Source organism: Clostridium sp. Marseille-Q2269, assembly GCF_943736985.1.
Lineage (GTDB): Bacteria > Bacillota > Clostridia > Clostridiales > Clostridiaceae > Clostridium_F.
The window spans coordinates 712876-733817 of the sequence record NZ_CALSFS010000001.1 but is presented as its reverse complement, the minus strand read 5'-3'; the positions used below and the strand labels follow the sequence as shown (position 1 = coordinate 733817).

The window sequence follows — 20942 nt, the reverse complement described above, 5'->3', positions numbered from 1 at the left end:
ATATAAAAACACAACACTTAACAATACATAAAATATTTATGAGTGTTGTGTTTTTTATTTTTATATAAGTAATATGATAGGGCAACTTTAATATTTTTAATTATAATAAATTTATCGCTAAATATAGTGCTATTTTTAATCATAGTAATTTTTGGTTAAACATAGTACTATTTATGATTATAGTAGTTTTTGATTAAATATAGTACCATTTATATACAAGCATTATATAAAATAGGATGAAGGAGAGAAGAGAAACATGAAGAAATTACAATATAAATATGGATATCATAAAGGATATGAAACTATAAATTATTATAGATACTTTAAAATAACTAGCACAACAGATTAAATTAGAAAGAAGGAAACTCCCATGAATTTGAGAAGATATAAATCAGAAGATTGTAGAGAAATTATAAAACTTTTTTATAATACAGTTCATTGTATTGGTGTAGGAACCATTATTGCTAATGAATTAGAGAAATACGCAGAAAAAAACATATTAATACAATAACAACACATGGATCTATTACTGCAAAATCTTTCTTTGAGAAACGTGGATATAAAACTTTGAATAAGCAATCAGTAGTGAAAAAGAGACAAGTTCTAACTAATTTTATTATGAAAAAATTTTTATAAAAATAACTATAAATCCCATTTCATGTAAAATAAAAGAATCTATTTTAAAAATTAATTTACCAATTAAGTAATTAATTTTGTGAGAAAATATGATATGTTTATGAATTAAATGAAATATAATTGTTAATATGGTAGAGGAGAGTTTAACATGGAAATAAAAATAATAAAAGACAATAAAAAAGATTATTTGGATTTACTACTTTTAGCAGACGAACAGGAAAATATGATTGATAAATATTTAAACCGTGGGAAAATGTTTGCTTTATATGATGGGGATTTAAAAAGTATTTGTGTAGTAACTAAAGAAGCAGAAGATATATATGAGATAAAAAATCTGGCCACTTATGAGAAATATCAAGGACAAGGTTATGGAAGCAGATTAACTGAATATATATTTAATCACTATAAGGGAATATGTAAGACAATACTTGTAGGTACTGGGGATAGTCCACTTACAATTCATTTTTATAAGCATTGTGGATTTGAAATTTCTCATACAGTAAAGAATTTTTTTATAGATAACTATGATCATCCTATTTATGAAGATGGAATCCAATTAGTTGATATGGTTTATTTAAAAATAGACTTTTAAGATTAATTTAAATTAACTTGTTGTGCTAGTTAAAGTAGTAGTTTTCAGTAATAAAAATCTGTAATCCTTTATTAAATATAATAAAAGGAAGCAATTATTTATAAAAAGATGTTATTACTTAATATGGAAGATGTATTGAAATTAATATTTATAATGTATACAATTAAAGTATTATAAGATATAAATCCATAATTAAAAAAGGTTTAGTTTATATTAACTAGATTACAAAATATGAAATGATAAATCTTTTTCTAAAAAATATGTTTAAGAATTTGAAATAATTCTAAGTAAATAAGGTCAGTAGTTATATTATTAAAAAGCAATGTATAAATTTAATAGTATATATTTTTATGTGTAAATATACTTATGATAAGGGGCTTTGTATCTTGTAAAGTATACATTTCAAGGAGTGATTTAAATGAAAGATTTAAAAGTTGTACAACTTTAAATAATGGTATAAAAATGCCTTGGCTTGGATTTGGGACTTATAAGGTTGAAAATGGAGATGCAGTTATAGATTCAGTAAAGGAAGCTCTTAAAGTGGGATATCGTCACATAGATACAGCTTCTTTTTATGGAAATGAAGAAGGTATTGGAATTGGAATAAAGGAAAGCGGAGTTCCTAGAGAAGAAATATTTTTAGTAAGTAAGGTTTGGAACACAGATCAAGGATATGAAAAAACTTTAGAAGCCTTTGAAAACTCAATAAAAAAATTAGGTACAGATTATTTAGATTTATATCTAGTTCATTGGCCTCAATCTTTATCTAAAGAAACCTGGAAGGCATTAGAAAAACTCTATAAAGAAGGGCGTATAAAAGCTATTGGAGTAAGTAATTTTTTAGTGAACCATCTAAAATGGTTAATGGAAGATGCTGAAATAATGCCTATGGTAAATCAAGTAGAGTTTAATCCTAAACTTGTTCAAAAAGATTTAATAGAATTCTGCAAAAAAAATAACATACAATTAGAAGCTTGGGCGCCACTAATGAGAGGGAAAATATTTGAGATTGAATTATTAAAAGAGTTAGCAAAAAAATATAAAAAAACAATTCCTCAAATTGTATTAAGATGGGATCTACAAATGGGTGTTGTGTCTATTCCCAAATCAGTAACTCCATCAAGAATAAAAGATAATTCAGATATATTCGATTTTGAAATAAGTAAAGAGGATATGAATAAAATATGTGAATTAGATGAGAATATGAGGATGCATTCAGACCCTAACGAAGTTTTTCCATGTCCTAAAAAGTATAAATAAAATCAATATAGATTTGCCAGTAATATTTAATTGATGGCAATAATTTTATAACAAATTATTGAATATATTTTAATTCTAAAAACTTATTTTAATAAATAGACATATACAAAGGAAAAAAATAAATATAAATTTCAGAAAATTATTGAAAATTGTCATAAATATGATATAATAAAATTGTAATTGGAAACGATACCAGAATCGATACCGAAAACGATACCAAATTATACCTTCTTAGAGGAGAGATACAATGGCTAATTTAACTATAAAGGATATATCAAGGATTGCAGGAGTAGGAGTAAGTACAGTATCTAGAGTTTTAAATAATCATCCAGATGTAAAAGATGAAACTAGAGAGAAGGTACTTGAAGTTATAAAGGATGTAAAATATATACCTAACAACAGTGCAAGAAACCTTAAAAGAAATGGGACAAATAGTATAGGAATTTTAATTAAAGGTATTCATAACACTTTCTTTTCAAAAATGATAAAATCTATTGAAGAAAAGATAACTGAGAAGCATTATTCTATGATTCTTCATTATAATAAAACAAAATTAAGTGATTTTGAAGTAGCTATTCAATTTATAAAGGAAAAAAAATTAAAAGGTTTAATATGCCTTGGGGGTGAATTTCACGATGTTGATAATACACAACTAAAAAATTTAAATACTCCAATAGTAATTGCATCAACAAACATTCCAGAGCATATGGATAAAAAGTATTTTTCAAGTGTTGTTATAGAAAATGAAAAATCAGCATTTAATGCAGTAGATTATTTATGTAAGTTAGGGCATAAAAAGATAGGAATTATAACAACGGGAGAAAAGGATAAAAGTATAGGACAACTTAGGTTGCAAGGATATAAAAGATCACTTTTGCAAAATCAGATTCAATACGATTCTAGTTTAACAGAAATAGGTACTTATACTTTTGAATCTGGATTTAATGCCATGAATAAAATTTTAGATAAAAATTTAGATATGGATGCTATGTTTGTAACTACAGACATTATGGCCATTGGAGCTGCAAAAGCTATATTAAGTAGAGGACTTAAAATTCCAGAAGATATTTCAATAGTAGGATTCGATGGAATTGAATATTCTAAATATTTCCATCCATCAATAACAACTATTAGACAACCAGCTGAGGGTATAGGTGAAAAAAGTATAAAAATTATATTTGATTTAATAAAAAATAAAAAAAATCATAAACATATTGTTTTAAAAACAGAGTTGCTAGAAAGAGAATCTTGTATAAAAAAAGTAGGGGGGGACAATAATGGCTAAAGTAATTCTAAAAAATTTAGGAAAAACTTATGAAAATGGTTTTGAAGCTGTTAAAGGAATTGATCTAAATATAACAGATGGAGAATTTATGGTTTTAGTAGGACCATCAGGTTGTGCAAAATCAACTACATTAAGAATGATAGCAGGACTTGAAGAGATTTCAAATGGAGAAATTTATATAGGAGATAAATGTGTAAATGATGTGCCACCAAAGAACAGAGGTATAGCTATGGTTTTTCAAAATTATGCATTATATCCTCATATGACTGTGTATGATAATATGGCATTTTCATTAAAGATGAACAAAGTACCAAAAGATGTTATAAAACAAAAAGTAGATGAAGCAAGTAAAATTTTGGGCCTAGAAAGTGTTTTGAAAAGAAGACCCAAAGCTTTATCAGGAGGTCAAAGACAAAGGGTAGCTGTTGGTCGTGCTATAGTGCGTGATCCTGAAGTGTTTTTGTTTGATGAACCTTTATCTAATTTGGATGCAAAACTAAGAGTACATATGAGGGTGGAAATTTGTAAATTACATAAGAGGCTTAAATCTACCATGATTTATGTTACACATGATCAAGTGGAAGCCATGACAATGGGAGACAGAATTTGTGTAATGGATAAAGGCCAAATTATGCAAGTAGATACGCCACTTAATATATATAATTATCCTAAAAATAAATTTGTAGCTGGATTTATAGGATCACCATCTATGAATTTTATTGAAGCAGAGTTAATTAGTAAAGGGGATTCTATAGTTTTAAAATTTGGAAGCTTAGAATTACTTTTATCTAAAGATAAACAAGATAAAGTCAAAGATTATATAGGTAGAAAAGTTTGGTTTGGATTTAGACCAGAAGATGTTAGATTGAAAGAAGGTGACAAAGGGCAAGGTTTAAAGGGGACAATTGATGTAATAGAGCATATGGGAAGTGAATCTTTTGTATATTTTAATTTTGAAGGGAAATCATTAATATCAAAATTAGGATCAGAAGATGGAGCTTCAATAAAATCTGGACATGTTCAAGAATTTATGGTGAATATGGATAAATGCCATATATTTGATTTTGAAACTGAAAAAAATATAACTTTATAATTTGGAGGGATAAATATGAAGCGTATTAAAAAATTAGTAGCAGCGGCTATGTGCTCAACTCTCATTTTATCATCTTTAGCATTAGCGGGCTGTGGCTCAAAGTCAACATCTACAAAAGGTGAAAATGGTGAAGTTACAGTTAACATATTTCAATTTAAAGTTGAGGTAGCAAAGGAACTTGAACAAGCAGCTCAAGAATATTCAAAGGAAAACAAAAATGTAAAAATAAATATAGAAACTGTTGGTGGTGGCGCTGATTATGGTGCTGCTCTTAGAACAAAAATTCAATCAGGTAAAGAACCAGCTATATTTAATATAGGAGGACCACAAGATATTCAAGACTGGAAAAGTAGATTAGTGGATTTATCAAAAGAATCTTGGGTTAAAAATTCTGTAGATGGAGTTTTAGATGGTGTTACAGAAGATGGAAAGGTTTACGGAACACCATTTTCAATAGAAGGATATGGATTGATATATAATAAGGCCATATTTAAAGATGCAGGTGTAGATGCAAGTAAAATAAATACTTATACAGCTCTAGAACAAGCAGTTAAAACTTTAGATAGTAAAATAAAATCAGGAGCATTAAAAGAAAAATATCCAAAATTAGAAGCAGTATTTGAAATGCCAGCTAAAGAAACTTGGATAACTGGACTGCATACATCTAATGCAGTATTAGGTCAAGAATTCACTAGTACAAGGGATGCTTATAAAGCTAAAAAAGTAGAGTTTAAACATAAAGATGGATTTAAATCATTAATAGATTTACAAGCAAATTATTCAAAAAATTCACAAGACAAATCAAAATTAAATGCTGTTGATTACTCAACTCAAGTTGGTCAAGGATTAGCTATTGAACGTGTTGCTATAATTCAACAAGGAAACTGGATTTATAATGAAGTTCAAAAAGTTGATGAAAAAGTTGCAAATAACTTAGATATATTACCAATACCAGTTAAAGGTGGTAAAGAAGATTCTATATCAATAGGTGTTCCAATGTATTGGGCTGTTAATAACAAAGTTTCAAAAGAAGAACAACAAGCAGCTAAAGATTTCTTAAAATGGTTATATACTTCTGAAAAAGGTAAAGACTTTGTTGTAAATAAACTATTATTTATACCTCCATTTAAAGGATATGACAACTTAAAACCAAAGGATTGTTTAGCAGCAGCAGTAGAAAAATATATTAAAAATAAAAAGACAACTCCATGGGTATTCATGGGATATCCAACTGGATGGGGTATGGAATCAGTAGGAAAAGAAGTTCAAAAATATTTATCTGGTCAAGCTACATGGGATGATGTTATAAAAGCATCACAAGCTAAATGGGAAAGTGATAGAAATAAATAATTTAATAAATTAGGAGGGAGCCCCCTCCTAATTTTATAAAATAATGATTTATAGGAGGGTATTATGAAAAGATCAAAATTAGGATTTGGATTATTTGTAGGACCTATATTAATTGCATTTTTAATAGTAGTATTAATACCAGCCATAATGGGGATATATTATTCTTTTACTAACTGGGATGGAATAAATAATAACCCCGCTTTTGTTGGATTATCTAATTACATAAGTGTATTTAAACAAGATAATAGTTTTGTAAAAGCGTTTATATTTACGTTTAAATTTGCCATAGTATCTGTAATCTTAATTAATCTAATTGGATTTGGATTAGCTTTGCTTGTAACAAGAGGTATGAAAACAAGCAATATATTAAGAAGTATATTTTTTCTGCCGAACATGATTGGTGGAATTATACTTGGATTTATATGGCAGTTTATATTTACAAAGGTATTTGATGTTATAGGAAGTAAAATAGGATGGAGCTTCTTAAATGGGTGGTTATCCACTACAACTACAGGATTTTGGGCACTTGCCATACTAATGGCTTGGCAGATGTCAGGTTATATGATGATAATTTATATAGCAGCACTTCAAGGAATACCTGAAAATTTAAAGGAAGCATCAGAAATAGATGGAGCTAATGGATTTCAAAAACTTATGCACATAACAGTTCCTCTTGTAGCACCAGCTTTTACTATAGGATTATTTTTAACTTTATCTAATTGTTTTAAATTATTTGATCAAAACTTATCCCTTACAGGTGGAGGACCATACGATTCAACTCAAATGCTAGCCCTTAATATTTATAACACAGCATTTGTATATAGTAAATTTAGTTTAGCTCAAGCTAAAGCAGTAATATTCTTAATAACAGTAGCAATTATAACATTAACACAATTAAGATTTAATAAGAAAAGGGAGGTAGAAATGTAATGAAACAAAAGGTTTTAAAAAAAGTATTTTGGGGTATATTATCTCTATTTGTTGCATTGGTATTTTTAGCCCCCCTATATGTAGCAATTGTCAACTCTTTTAAGACCCAAAAGGGCATATATATTGATACTTTAGGACTTCCAGGAAAATTAGTATTTACTTTAGAAAATTATGTTCAAGCCTTTAAGGATTTAAACTTTTTTAATTCATTTACTAATTCATTTTTAATAACTACTATAAGCACAATTATAATAGTTTGCCTTTCTTCAATGGCAGCTTGGAAATTAGTTAGAACAAGAACAAAAATAAGTGCAGCTATATTCTTTATGTTTGCTGCAGCTATGCTTGTTCCGTTCCAATCAGTTATGTTACCTCTAGTAAACATAGCAGGTAAGATGAATATGTTAAATCCAGTAGGATTAGTATTTATGTACATTGGATTTGGTTCTAGTTTATCAATAATTATGTATCACGGTTTTATAAAAGGTATACCAAAGGAACTAGAAGAAGCTGCAATTATTGATGGTTGCAATGAATTTCAAGTTTTCTGGCTAATAGTTTTTCCACTTTTAAAACCAATAACAGTTACAGTAGGTATTTTAAATACAATGTGGATATGGAATGATTTCTTACTTCCACAACTAATAATAAATAAGCCACAATGGCAAACTATACCACTAAAAATGTTTTATTTCTTTGGACAATATTCTAAAAAGTGGAATTTAGCACTTGCAGGTCTTATTTTAGGAATGATACCAATAATAATATTCTACTTTATTGCTCAAAAGCATATTGTAAAAGGTGTTACACAAGGCTCTATAAAATAAAATTAAATCCTATTGTGTTAAGTAATTATGAAAAAACAGATTAAAAGATCATACAATTATAATGTGGAGGAGAGATAATGAAAACTTTTACAATAAATGATAATGTGAAAAAATACACTTTTGGTAATCCAATAAATACAGATACTATAGCTATTACTGGAGAAGAGATAAATAAAAATTCTATTGACTTTTTTAACATTAAAGAACATAAAACCTTAAAGCTAATATATAAAATGAATAAAGATGATATAGTATTTGGGCTAGGTGAAAACCAAAGAGGAATAAACAAAAGAGGATATGTGTATGAGTCTTTTTGCACTGATGATCCAGTTCATACAGAAAATAAAAAGTCATTGTATGGCTGTCATAATTTTATAATTATAGATGGGAACAAAAAATTTGGTGTATTTGTTGACTCTCCCTCAAAGGTTGTTTTTGATATTGGATTTTTAAAACAGGATGAAATAAAAATAGATATAGAAGATAAAAATGCTGATATCTATATAATACAAGGATACACAGCAAAAGATATTACAAAGGAATTTTTAAATATAATAGGAGATACTTATGTTCCACCTAAATGGGCCTTTGGATACCAACAATCAAGATGGAGTTATAAAGATCATGAGGAAGTTGAAAATTTAGCAGATAAATTTATTGAAAATAATATTCCTTGTGATGCTATTTATCTAGATATAGATTACATGGAAAACTTTAAAGATTTTACAATAGATAAAAATGCTTTCCCACAATTTAAGGAATTTGTACAAAGGTTAAAACATAAAGGATTCAGACTTATTCCAATAATTGATGCTGGAGTTAGAATAGAAAAAGGCTATGAAACCTATGAACAAGGTATAAAAAATAATTATTTTTGTATGGACAAAGATGGAAAACCATTTGTAGCTGCCGTTTGGCCAGGAAGATGTCATTTCCCAGATTTTTTAAATAGTGATGCAAGAAAATGGTTTGGATTAAAATACAAAACTCTTACTGATTTAGGTATTGAAGGATTTTGGAATGATATGAATGAACCAGCTATATTTTATACAGATAGAAGTTTAAGTGAGGCAGTAGAACTTGCAAAAAATTCAGAAAAAGAAAACTTAAATGTATATTCATTTTTTAATTTGAAAGATAAGTTTGTAAATATGTCAAATAACATAGAAGACTACAAAAGTTTTTATCATAATATGGATGGAGAGATAATAAATCATTATAAAGTTCATAATATTTTTGGATACAATATGACTAAAAGTGCATCAGAAGGACTAAAAGAAATTGCTCCTAATAATAGGTTTTTATTGTTCTCAAGAGCTTCATATATAGGAATGCATAGATTTTCAGGTATATGGACAGGAGATAACTGCTCTTGGTGGAGTCATTTATTGCAAAATATAAAAATGATGCCATCATTAAATATGTGTGGATTCTTATATATTGGGGCTGATACCGGAGGCTTTGGTAACGATTCCAATAGCGAACTTGTTACAAGATGGACACAATTTAGCATGTTCACACCCCTTTTTAGAAATCACTCAGCAAAAGGAACAAGAACACAAGAACCATTTGCTTTTGATGATGATACTAAAAATAGAATAAAAAATGCTATAGAAATGAGATATTCTTTAATACCATATATATATTCAGAATATATGAAAGCAGTTATAAATAAGGATATGTATTTTTCTCCTATAAGTTTTGAGTATGATGATGATATGTCAAGAAGAGTAGAGGATCAGCTATTACTTGGCGATTCAATAATGCTTACTCCTGTATATGAGGAAAATGTCAAGGGAAGATATGTGTATATTCCAGAAGATATGTTTTTATGGAAAGCTAAGAATTACAATGATAAAAATTATGAAGTTGTAAAAAAAGGACATATGTATTTGAATGTAGATATAGATGAAATACCAATTTTTATTAGAAAAGATAAGATGATAGTTAAAGCTAAACCAGAATGTAATATAGAAAAAATAAATGGTGAAGAGCTAGATATAATAGCATTTGTTGAAGATAAAGCAACATATGTTTATTATGATGATGATGGAAAAACCTATGACTATAAAAAAGATAGATATTCAAATATTTTCATAGAAATAAAAATAGAAGATAATGATTTGAAAATAAATATAGAGAACAAAGGTAATAAATTAGTTAAGAAAATAAATTTTGAAATTATAGATACCAATGGGAATATAAGGACCAAAACAATGTATTTAACAAAATAAAGGAGATTAGCAATATGATTGAGAGAAGCAGTGGTATTTTAATGCATATAACATCCTTACCTAATCCTTATGGAATTGGAACTTTTGGAAAAGAAGCTTATAAATTTGTTGATTTTTTAAAGAAGTCAGGTCAAAAATACTGGCAAATACTACCATTAGGGCCTACTAGTATAGGAGATTCACCTTATCAGTCTTTTTCAACTTTTGCTGGTAATCCTTATTTTATAGATTTTGATATGATGGAGGAAGAAGACTTATTAAGAAAAGAAGATTATGAAAATGTAGATTTTGGACATGATCCTTCTAGGGTAGATTATGAAAAGATTTTTTATAATAAAATGCCTATATTAAAAAAAGCCTGTAATAATGGTAAAGGTAAATATTATGATGAAATAAAGGTTTTTAAAGAGAAAAATAAAAATTGGCTAGAAGATTATGCACTTTATATGGCTATAAAGGGACAATTTAATTTAAAATCTTGGCAAGAGTGGAACGAGGATATTAAGCTCAGGAAAAAAGAGGCTTTAGATTATTATAGAAATAAGTTAAAGGATGAAATAGATTACTTTATATTTATTCAATATATGTTTTTTAAACAATGGGCAAAACTAAAAGGTTATGCCAATAAAAATGGAATAAAAATAGTTGGAGATATTCCTATTTATGTTGCAGAAGATAGTGTGGATGCATGGGCAAATACAGAGATATTTTTACTAAATGATAATAAAAGACCTATAGTAGTTTCAGGGTGCCCACCAGACGATTTTTCAAAAACTGGTCAACTTTGGGGAAATCCTATATATGATTGGCAGTATCTAAAAGAAACAAATTATAAATGGTGGATAGATAGAATAAAAGGTAATATAAATCTATATGATGTTACAAGAATAGATCACTTTAGAGGATTTGAATCATTTTGGCAAATTCCATATGGTGAAAATACAGCAGTTAATGGAAAATGGGTAAAAGGCCCAGGAATTAAGCTCTTTAATCAAATTAATAAGGAACTAGGGGAAATTGAAATAATAGCAGAGGATCTAGGATATCTTACCAAAGAAGTTATGGATTTCAAAAATACAACAGGATATCCTGGAATGAAGGTATTAGAATTTGCCTTTGATAGTAGAGAAGAGAGCGATTATCTTCCACATAATTATGATAAAAATTGTATAGTTTATACAGGAACCCATGATAATGATACCGTTATGGGGTGGCTAAAAGATGCTTGCAGAGAAGATATTAACTTTGCTAAGAATTATCTTGGTGTATCATCAGAAGAAAACTTCAATTGGGAATTTATAAGATGTGCATTAAGTTCAGTTGCAAAATTATCTATTGTGCAAATGCAGGATTATTTGGGGTTAGGTAGTGATGCAAGAATGAATATACCTTCAACATTAGGAGGGAATTGGCAATGGAGAGTAGATAAAGAAGCTCTAAATGATGAATTAGCACAGAAGATAAATGGTATTACAAAGCTTTATGGAAGGTAGGATGGAAATGATTAATATAAATAAAGAAGAACTAAAGAATCATATAGAAAATATTTTAAAAATAAAATATGGTAAAAACTTAGAAGATGCCAAAGACTATGAAAAATTTAATGCCATATCTCAGGCTATAATGGTATTAATTATGGATAATTGGAATAGATCTTTAGATAGTTACTCAAAAGGAAAACAAGCCTATTATTTATCTGCAGAATTTTTAATGGGAAGAGCTCTTGGAAATAATCTTATAAATTTAGAGATTTACGATGAAGTTAACAGCATTTTAAAAGAGCTTAATATAAATTTAAATGCAATTGAAGAAATTGAAGAAGATGCAGCATTAGGTAATGGAGGACTTGGAAGATTAGCAGCATGTTTTATGGAATCAGCAGCTACAAAAAACTTGCCAGTTACAGGTTATGGAATAAGATATAGTTATGGTCTTTTCAAACAAGAATTAGAGGATGGATTTCAAACTGAAAAATTAGATAATTGGTTAAAGTATGGAGATCCATGGTCTATTAGAAAAGAAGAAGATTCAATAATTGTAAATTTTAAAGATGGAAAGGTGAAGGCAGTTCCTTATGATACCCCTATTATAGGGTATGGAACAAAAAATATAAATACCCTTAGATTGTATAAAGCAGAAGCTCTAGAAGATTTAGATCTTCAGTTGTTTAATGATCAAGAATATGACAGCGCAGTTGAAAATAAAAATAGAGCAGAGGATATTTCAAAAATATTATATCCCAATGATTCAAAAAGAGAAGGTAAATTATTAAGATTAAGACAGGAATATTTCTTTGTATCAGCAGCTCTTCATGATATAGTAAAAAAATTTAAAGAAAAGCACGGAAGTAACTTTAATGAGTTTAAGAATTATCATGCTATTCAGCTTAATGATACTCATCCAACAGTTGCTATACCAGAACTTATGAGAATACTTATAGATGAAGAAAATTTAGATTTTGAAAAGGCCTTTAATATAGCAAAAGATACATTTTCTTATACAAATCACACAATATTAAGAGAAGCATTAGAGGAATGGGATGTTGACCTTTATAAAAGTATTTTACCAAGAGTCTATGAGGTTATAGAAAAAATAGATAAAAGACTTGTATTAGAATTTGAAAATAGGGGATATTTAAAAGATAAAATAAATTCTATGAAAATAATTTATGATAATAAAATAAAAATGGCTTGGCTTGCGATTTATGGAACTCATGCCACTAATGGGGTTGCTAAGCTACATACAGATATATTAAAATATCAAGAATTAAAAGATTGGTATGAAACTTATCCAGAAAGATTCTTAAATAAAACCAATGGAATTACTCAAAGAAGATGGCTAAAGTTATGTAATAAAGAATTATCAATTTTAATAACAGAGTTACTTGGGGGAGAGGAATGGGTTACCAATTTAAACATGTTAAAATCCTTAGAAATTTATAAAGAAGATAATATAGTTTTAGAAAGACTATTAAAAATTAAGCATTTAAATAAACAAAGATTAGCTAAATATATAAAAGAAAATGAAGGAGTAGAAATAGATCCAAATTCAATATTTGATATCCAAATTAAAAGATTACATGAATATAAGAGGCAACTTTTAAACGCCTTTCACATATTAGATTTATATTATAGATTAAAAGAAAATCCTAAACTGGACATAGAAAAAAGAACATTTATATTTGGAGCTAAGGCAGCACCAGGATATTTTAGAGCTAAGGGTATAATAAAATTTATAAATGAAATAGCAAAACTTATAAATAATGATAAATCTATTGAAGGTAAAATTAAAGTTGTGTTTGTACAAAACTATAGAGTGTCTTATGCAGAAAAACTATTCCCAGCAGCAGATATATCAGAACAAATTTCAACAGCAGGAAAAGAAGCCTCTGGTACTGGTAATATGAAGTTTATGTTAAATGGAACTCCTACTATTGGAACTTATGATGGAGCAAATGTAGAAATAGTTAAAGAATCAGGAGAAGAAAATAATTTCATATTTGGTTCTAAAGTAGAGGAACTAGAAAACATAAAAGACACATATGATCCTAAAGAATATTATAAAAACATTAAAGGGTTAAAAAGAGTTGTAGATACATTACTTGATGGAACATTTGACGATGGAGAAACAGGTATGTTTAAAGAATTATATACTTCTCTTTTAGAAGGAGCAAGTTGGCACAGAGCCGATAATTATTTTATATTCAAAGATTTTGAAGATTATAGAAATACTCAAAATAAAGTTGACAAAGAGTATAAAGATAGAATGAAATGGGCTAGAAAATGTCTTATGAATATTGCAAATGCAGGTACATTTAGCAGTGATAGAACAATAATGGAATATGCAAATGAGATCTGGAATATAGAAAGTAAAAAAATAAAATAAATAACTGCTTAACAAATTAAAAGAGGATAACTTAAATTAGATATAATTTTTATGTTTGCTATGTTAAAATTATATGGGTTTTATTTAAGTTATCTTATTTTAAATTTTATTATTATTATATACCTGTAATTAAAAAGTTAAAATATATAAACATATAATTATACATGTAATTAAAATTCATAAATTCAGAGATATATGCAGTAAAAAATTAAGGTGTATAAATGGATATTTAAAAAATATAGAAATAAATATCCATTTAATTTAAAGTGGTTAATGATTAAAACATTCTAAAGAGTAATGGAACTAGCATATGATTTAAGCTTTTCCTTTAGTTCGTTGGATGCAAAACATGCATCTACTGAATTTAGATATATTTTTTTATAATCTTCTAATGATAAATTACAAAACTTATGAAGCATTTCTAATTCTTTTGTTATAGTGGTATTAGAAACGGTCATATTATCTGTATTAATTGTAACTTTTATATCATCTCTTAAAAAATACATAAAAGGATGAGCCTTATAGGTTTCAAAAGCTTTTGTATGAAGATTACTTGTTGGACAAAGTTCTAGTGGTATTTTTCTTTCACGTACAAGTTTATAAGCTTCATTACAATCTTTAATATATATACCGTGTCCTATTCTTTCTGCATGTAAAAGGTTTATGGATTCTAAAACATTTTCTCCTACCCCTGTTTCGCCAGCATGTATAGTTATTCTATATCCATATTTTTTAGCTAATTTTATAATTTCTATATATTTCCCAGGGAAATGGGGTTCTTCACTACCGCAAAGGTCTATAGCAACCACACCTTTTCCTATAAATTTAGAGCCCTTTTCTACAACTTTAAGAGAGGATTCTATATCCATATTTCTCATGCCGCCTAGTATAACATTACCTTTTATATCATAAAGATTTTCAGCTTCTTTTATACCTTCTAAAACACTTTCTATTATTTCTTCAATAGTAAGACCTTTTTGAACATGGAGTATAGGGGCAAATCTTACTTCTATGTATTTTACGTTATCTTTTGCTACATCTTCTAATAATTCAAAGGCTACTCTTTTTAAATTTTCTTTAGTTTGCATAACTTCATTAGGTATGAAAAATTTATTTAAATATTCATCTAAACAATTACAATCTCCTACTATAGAAAGATGATTTATAAGTTCTGTTTTATTATAAGTAGGAAGAGAAATATTATCTTTTTTAGCTATATCTAATATTGTATCTACTCTTAATGAACCGTCTAAATGACAGTGCAATTCTATTTTAGGAAGTTTTTTAAAATTCAAATCTGTCACTCCTTTATATATGTTGTATGTTATTTACAACAATTTACATTTATAGATTTTTATAATAATTTAATAAGGTTAGTTTTATTATTAAATTTGTATAGATAAGGACTATTAAAATAAAATTCATTTAATTTTAACATAATTTGTAGTAAAAAATACACTTAATTAGCTAATTTATTTTTATAAGTTTTTCCATACATATATATTAAAAACTTAAATTTTAAGTAACATATGGATGAATACAAAAATTTATTTGAAATTTTAACACATAAGTTACAGCTATAATGTTGAATAAAGAAAAAATATGTAATATTATAAAACAGTAACTTTAATGACTTATAGTTTTATAAATAATAAAATACTATTGAGATAAAAACTATAGATTCTATTAATAAGTAGTATTTTTTACATTATTTAGGTTTTATAAAAAAAATAGGAGGAAATATATGGTGATGAATAGATTTAAAAATATACTTAAGGTATATAAAAGAGATATTAAAAGTTTAAGAAAAAATTTTATTGCAATTGTTATAATAATGGGAGTATGTGTATTACCATCTCTTTATGCTTGGATTAACATTAAAGCTTGTTGGAACACCTATGAAAATACAGGTACAATTCCTATAGCTGTAATTAATAATGATAAAGGTGCAAGTTTTAAGGATAAAGAACTGAATATAGGAAATGAAGTTGTAGACAAGCTTAAAAGTAATAATAAAATTGGATGGAAGTTTACAAATAAAAGAGAAGCAGATATGGGTGTTGTAGATGGTACATATTATGCAACCATAGAAATACCAGAAGATTTCTCATCTGATATAGCTAGTATTTTATCAGATAATCCTAAACATCCAGAATTGATCTATAAAGTAGATACAAAGGAAAATCCTGTAGCGGGAAAGATAACTGGTATGGCTAAAACCACATTAATAAATGAAATAACCACAAATTTTGTTACTACTGTAAATACAACAATATTTTCTTCTGTAAATGGTATAGGACGAGATTTAGAAAAAAATAAAAATGATATAATAAAACTTAAAGATTCCATTATTACAATGAATAAAAATATGGATTTAATTTTGGCAGGACTTGAAACTGCAAATACTAGTTCTAAGAATTTAAATGAATATTTAGCCATAGCAAAAACCACTTTCCCTGAAGTAGCTAACGGACTAAAAGATATTACATCTAAAACTTCAAATACAACAGAAGTAATAAATGAAACTAAGAATATATTTAATCATTCTTTTTATAATATAGAGCTTACATTAAACCAGGCTATGGCTACTAATAAACGTGTTGAAGCATTATCTAAAGAATTAGTGGCTTTGAATAATGAATCTTCCAGTAGTGATATAAACAAATCACCATTAAATTTAGTAATGGATATAGATGCTACAAATAAAAATATTGATTCTATAGTGAGATTTCTTCAAACAATTAATAATATTAAGCCTAATGTTAAAGTATCCAATCTTATAGAATCTCTTAACAATATTAAAAATGCTTTAAATGAACAAAAACAAAAATTAGTAAACATACAAGAAGTTGCTTCAAATTCTAACAAAGTAGATAATAAGTTAATAGATGATTTAAATCAATACACATCTGGTTTAAATAAGCAAATACAATATTCAATAAATACATTCCGTTCAACTACAAAAGGTGAACTAAATTATACAACTAATAATTTGGAAAAATCTATTAAAGATGCTGGTGAACTTATAAAATTAGGTGGTGGATTAAATACACAAATAGAAAATTTATTAGAAACTTCTTCAAAGGGAACGGCGCTATCAGAAAAAGTTAGCGGAGATTTACTTGATAAGTTGAAACTATATAAGGGTGTTATAAATGAAATAAGTAAAAAGTTAGAGCTAGTTAGTAATGATGACTTGATACGTATAATTAGTATACTTCAGAATAATCCAATACTAATGGCACAGAACCTAGCATATCCTTTTAATGTTAAAGAAGAGCCAATTTATCATATACCTAATTATGGTTCTTCCATGGCTCCAATATATAGTGTATTAGCTCTTTGGGTTGGGACTTTGATATTAGCTTCTTTATTAAAAACAGAGGCAGTGGATTTTGAAGGTAGTGAAAATATAACTATAAGACAAAAATACTTTGGTAAAATGCTAACATTTATTACATTAGCTGCTATACAAGGAGTCATAGTGGCTTTAGGAAATAAGATTATACTTGGAGTATATACGGTTAATTTCCCACTTATGATTATGTTTTCGTTAATATCCTCTATTACATTTGTTATAATAACTTATACTTTAGTGGCACTATTTAGTAAATTTGGTACTGCCATGTCAATAGTGCTTTTGATACTACAAGTGGCAGGTAGCGGTGGAAGCTATCCAATACAAGTAGATCCATTAATATTTAGAATACTTCAGCCATTTTTCCCATTTACCTATAGTATAGGAGGATTTAGAGAGTCCATAGGAGGGCCTCTTATGTCTAGTGTAATGTTAGATTTTATGATGCTTATATTAATGGCAATTGTATTTATTTTAATAGGATTCTTTTTAAAATCTCCACTACATCATAAAGTCAATAAGTTTGATAAAGACTTTAAAGCTTCAGGAATATCAGAATAAGTACAAAATTCAAGAGGTGAATCTATGAAAAAGACATTTAGAATATTTTTAAGAGATATAAAGAATATAGCTAAGCATCCTGCAGCAATTATAATAGTAATAGGACTAAGCTTTATACCTTCCTTGTATGCATGGATTAATATAAAAGCTTGTTGGGATCCATATGCCAATACAGGTAATCTGCCTATAGCTGTAATTAATAATGATGAAGGGGCTATGCTTAAAGGCAAACAAATAAATGTAGGAAAGGATATTGTTAAAAATTTAAAAGAAAATAAGAATATAGGATGGACATTTGTAGATGAATGGCAGGGAAATTATGGGCTTAATGAAGGCAAATATTATGCCCTTATAGAAATACCTTCTAACTTTAGTAGAGGGTTAACTAGTTTAACGACTACTGATCCACAAAAACCTAATATTATATATAAAGTTAATGAAAAGGCTAATGCTATAGCAACTAAGATAACTAATGCAGCAAAAACAACATTAGCCAAGGAAATCCAAACTAATTTTGTGTATACAGTAAATAAAGAAGCTTTTAAGAGCTTAAATAGTACAGGGGGTAAACTAGAGAAAAATAAACCAGAAATATTACAGGTAAGATCATCTTTAGCCTCAGCAAACAAGAATATTGGAGAGGTAAAAAATATTATAGATAAGGCTAGCAAAGATTCACAAAATCATCAACAATATTTAAAAGATGTAAAAAATAAGATGCCTCTTATAACAGATGAGATAGATAGTCTTAAAAAAGCAATGGAATCTAGTAAGGGGCTAGTAAATGAAACGGAACAGAATCTAGATTCTATAGCCAAAAATGTTAATAATGATATTATGGATATAGAAAATATGAACAATAAAGTCCAAGATATATTAATAAATTTAAAACAGTTTAATAATAGCTCTAATAACAAAGAAACACTTAAACTTATAGATGAAGCAACAACATTGTGTGATTCTATAAATATTAATATTGATGCTGCTATTAAATCATTACAGACAGTAAATAGCTTTAGACCTAATGGAGTTCTTTCCAAATTAATAGGTGATTTAGAAACATTAAAGGGAAAAATTAGTATACAAAAAGATAAAATATTGAATGCAAAAAGTAAGATTAATGGTTTAAACAAAGATAAAAACAATTTAAATCAATTTATAGATTCTATATTATTGTTAAATGGTGATATAAACAATAATATAAAAAATACTTCCAATGCTGTGTATAATGATGTAACAACAGTTATAGGTACTATTTCTAGAGAGCTAAGAGGTGGACTTGACACTGCAAATGATATATTAGATACTACCAAATTATTAGTGCCACAGCTCAAAGCTTTAGCTAATTATGGATCAGGAACCAGTAAAGCAGCTGTTGAAGATGGAAAGAAAATAAATAATAAATTGTCAGAATTTCAAAAAACAATAGATAAGTTATATGGAAAAACATCTTTTTTAACTAAAGGTACATTAGATAATATAATAAGCTTAACTGAAAAGAACCCAGAAAAAATAGCATCTTTCTTATCTTCTCCAATAAATATTAAAGAAGAAGAAGTATATAATATAGGTATATTTGGAGTAGGTTTAACACCGTTTTATACAGTTTTAGCTATATGGGTAGGGGTTTTACTTATGAGTTCATTATTATCTGTAGAAGCAGAAGAATTTGAAGGGGAAGAAAAGCTTACTCATCTTCAAGTGTATTTTGGAAAATTCCTTTTATTTTTATCCATAGCTATAATACAAGGAACTATTGTAACCTTGGGAGATGTATTCATTTTAAAAATAAAACCAGCTAGTATGGCAACTCTAATGTTATTTACTATAGTAACGGCTATAACATTTACTCTTATAATATATACCTTAGTATCTATTTTTGGGAATCTTGGGAAAGCTATTGCGGTAGTTATAATGGTATTTCAAATAGCTGGGTCAGGAGGCATATATCCAATACAAACTAATCCTAAGATATTTGGCATATTACAACCATTATGGCCATTTACTTATGCTATAGCAGGTTTTAGAGAAGCTATTGCAGGACCTATGCCAGCTGCTGTAATTAAGAATTTAAAAGCTTTATCTATATTTTGTATATTTTCATTGCTATTAGTTATACTAAAGAAGCCTTTACACAAAATTACTGAATACATGAACCAAAAATTTATGGAAAGTGGTTTATAAGAAAATTGTTATTTAATAACTTCTAAGGGTTGAAAATTAAAATAAGAAATACTTTTAGTCAATAGATAGCTATAAAAATAGAGAATACTAATATTTGTGCTCTAATATTTAAGCTACCGCTCTAATGCCACGTCCTATGGCAACAGAGCTAAGTAAACGTCCTGTTTACTTCACGCTTAAATGTTAGTTTACAAATAAAGTATTCTAATTATTTTTCTATATATCTATTTTCCCTAAAAGTATTTCTTGTTTTAATACCTTTAAAGATTGTTACAATAATTTCTTATTAGTTTATAATTAAACTATATATGTATATAGTTTGAACATCTATAACAATATACCAAAATTTTATTTGCAATTTTGAATTCCATAAAATTATACTTTTATAATGTTTCAAAATAGACTATATTTATAAAAAATAAAAAATTATTTTATTTGATAAAAAGATAAGTATAACTATAATATTAATAAAAAATTTAGGAGGACAGAAATAATGCCCTTTACTTTTTCACGCCCAGCAATAGTTTTACTCTTAGAAGAAAAATGGAATAAATATTTTGGTTTTACCCACAAAAGTGGAAAATCTGTTATACTATTTGAAGGATTAAGAGAAAATATAGAAATTTTAAATTAATGGTATTGGAAGTTTGGTAGTAACCTTTATAAATGGATCATATATAGGCATATTAATTCCATCTATAAAGTATAAATAGTAAATTATGAAGGTGTTAATACAATGGTTCTAGA

The 20942-nt window shown here is 27.3% G+C and carries 15 protein-coding genes; 14 read left to right on the top strand and 1 reads right to left on the bottom strand.

Going from position 1 to position 20942, the window contains the following annotated elements:
• The first annotated feature begins 370 nt into the window (after positions 1-370).
• The 11 genes from NGI68_RS17205 (at position 371) to NGI68_RS03195 (ending at position 14092) form a co-directional block, all read left to right on the top strand.
• Positions 371-511 carry a hypothetical protein gene (locus NGI68_RS17205; RefSeq protein ID WP_502799369.1) on the top strand — a complete coding sequence of 47 codons (141 nt, stop codon included), beginning with the start codon at positions 371-373 and terminating at the stop codon, positions 509-511.
• Between the two features lie 273 nt (positions 512-784).
• Positions 785-1228 carry a GNAT family N-acetyltransferase gene (locus NGI68_RS03240; RefSeq protein ID WP_251860045.1) on the top strand — a complete coding sequence of 148 codons (444 nt, stop codon included), beginning with the start codon at positions 785-787 and terminating at the stop codon, positions 1226-1228.
• Between the two features lie 462 nt (positions 1229-1690).
• Complete coding sequence (locus tag NGI68_RS03235) at positions 1691-2488, top strand: aldo/keto reductase (RefSeq protein WP_251860192.1); 798 nt, start codon at positions 1691-1693, stop codon at positions 2486-2488.
• 247 nt (positions 2489-2735) lie between these two features.
• Positions 2736-3773 carry a LacI family DNA-binding transcriptional regulator gene (locus tag NGI68_RS03230; RefSeq protein ID WP_251860044.1) on the top strand — a complete coding sequence of 346 codons (1038 nt, stop codon included), beginning with the start codon at positions 2736-2738 and terminating at the stop codon, positions 3771-3773.
• Entirely contained in the window at positions 3766-4866 is a 1101-nt protein-coding gene (locus tag NGI68_RS03225) for an ABC transporter ATP-binding protein (protein ID WP_251860043.1), read from the top strand. Before NGI68_RS03230 ends, NGI68_RS03225 begins: the two co-directional genes overlap by 8 nt.
• A 15-nt stretch (positions 4867-4881) precedes the next feature.
• On the top strand, positions 4882-6216 hold the full coding sequence (locus NGI68_RS03220) for an ABC transporter substrate-binding protein (RefSeq protein ID WP_251860042.1): 1335 nt from the start codon (positions 4882-4884) through the stop codon (positions 6214-6216).
• A 63-nt stretch (positions 6217-6279) separates the two neighbouring features.
• Positions 6280-7146: a carbohydrate ABC transporter permease gene (locus NGI68_RS03215; protein WP_251860041.1), complete on the top strand. Its 867-nt coding sequence runs from the start codon at positions 6280-6282 to the stop codon at positions 7144-7146.
• Positions 7146-7973 (top strand): carbohydrate ABC transporter permease, encoded by an 828-nt coding sequence (locus NGI68_RS03210; RefSeq protein ID WP_251860040.1) that lies wholly within the window; start codon positions 7146-7148, stop codon positions 7971-7973. The genes NGI68_RS03215 and NGI68_RS03210 overlap by 1 nt, the downstream gene beginning before the upstream one ends.
• 77 nt (positions 7974-8050) lie before the next feature.
• Entirely contained in the window at positions 8051-10207 is a 2157-nt protein-coding gene (locus NGI68_RS03205) for a TIM-barrel domain-containing protein (protein WP_251860039.1), read from the top strand.
• A 14-nt stretch (positions 10208-10221) separates the two neighbouring features.
• The gene (gene malQ, locus NGI68_RS03200; protein ID WP_251860038.1) at positions 10222-11700 is read left to right on the top strand and encodes a 4-alpha-glucanotransferase; all 1479 of its coding nucleotides are present in this window, start codon (positions 10222-10224) and stop codon (positions 11698-11700) included.
• Between the two features lie 16 nt (positions 11701-11716).
• On the top strand, positions 11717-14092 hold the full coding sequence (locus NGI68_RS03195) for a glycogen/starch/alpha-glucan phosphorylase (protein ID WP_251860191.1): 2376 nt from the start codon (positions 11717-11719) through the stop codon (positions 14090-14092).
• Positions 14093-14379: 287 nt separating this feature from the next.
• Here the strand turns inward: NGI68_RS03195 and add are convergent, their stop codons facing one another.
• Positions 14380-15387, bottom strand: a complete 1008-nt coding sequence (gene add, locus NGI68_RS03190) for an adenosine deaminase (RefSeq protein ID WP_251860037.1) — start codon at positions 15385-15387, stop codon at positions 14380-14382.
• Positions 15388-15842: 455 nt separating this feature from the next.
• On the opposite strand from add, the gene NGI68_RS03185 reads away from it, so the two are divergent.
• The 3 genes from NGI68_RS03185 (at position 15843) to NGI68_RS03175 (ending at position 20829) form a co-directional block, all read left to right on the top strand.
• Positions 15843-18011, top strand: a complete 2169-nt coding sequence (locus NGI68_RS03185; protein ID WP_251860190.1) for a YhgE/Pip domain-containing protein — start codon at positions 15843-15845, stop codon at positions 18009-18011.
• Between the two features lie 24 nt (positions 18012-18035).
• Entirely contained in the window at positions 18036-20195 is a 2160-nt protein-coding gene (locus tag NGI68_RS03180) for a YhgE/Pip domain-containing protein (protein ID WP_251860036.1), read from the top strand.
• Positions 20196-20688: 493 nt separating this feature from the next.
• Positions 20689-20829 (top strand): DUF4184 family protein, encoded by a 141-nt coding sequence (locus NGI68_RS03175; RefSeq protein ID WP_251860035.1) that lies wholly within the window; start codon positions 20689-20691, stop codon positions 20827-20829.
• Positions 20830-20942: the final 113 nt, after the last annotated feature.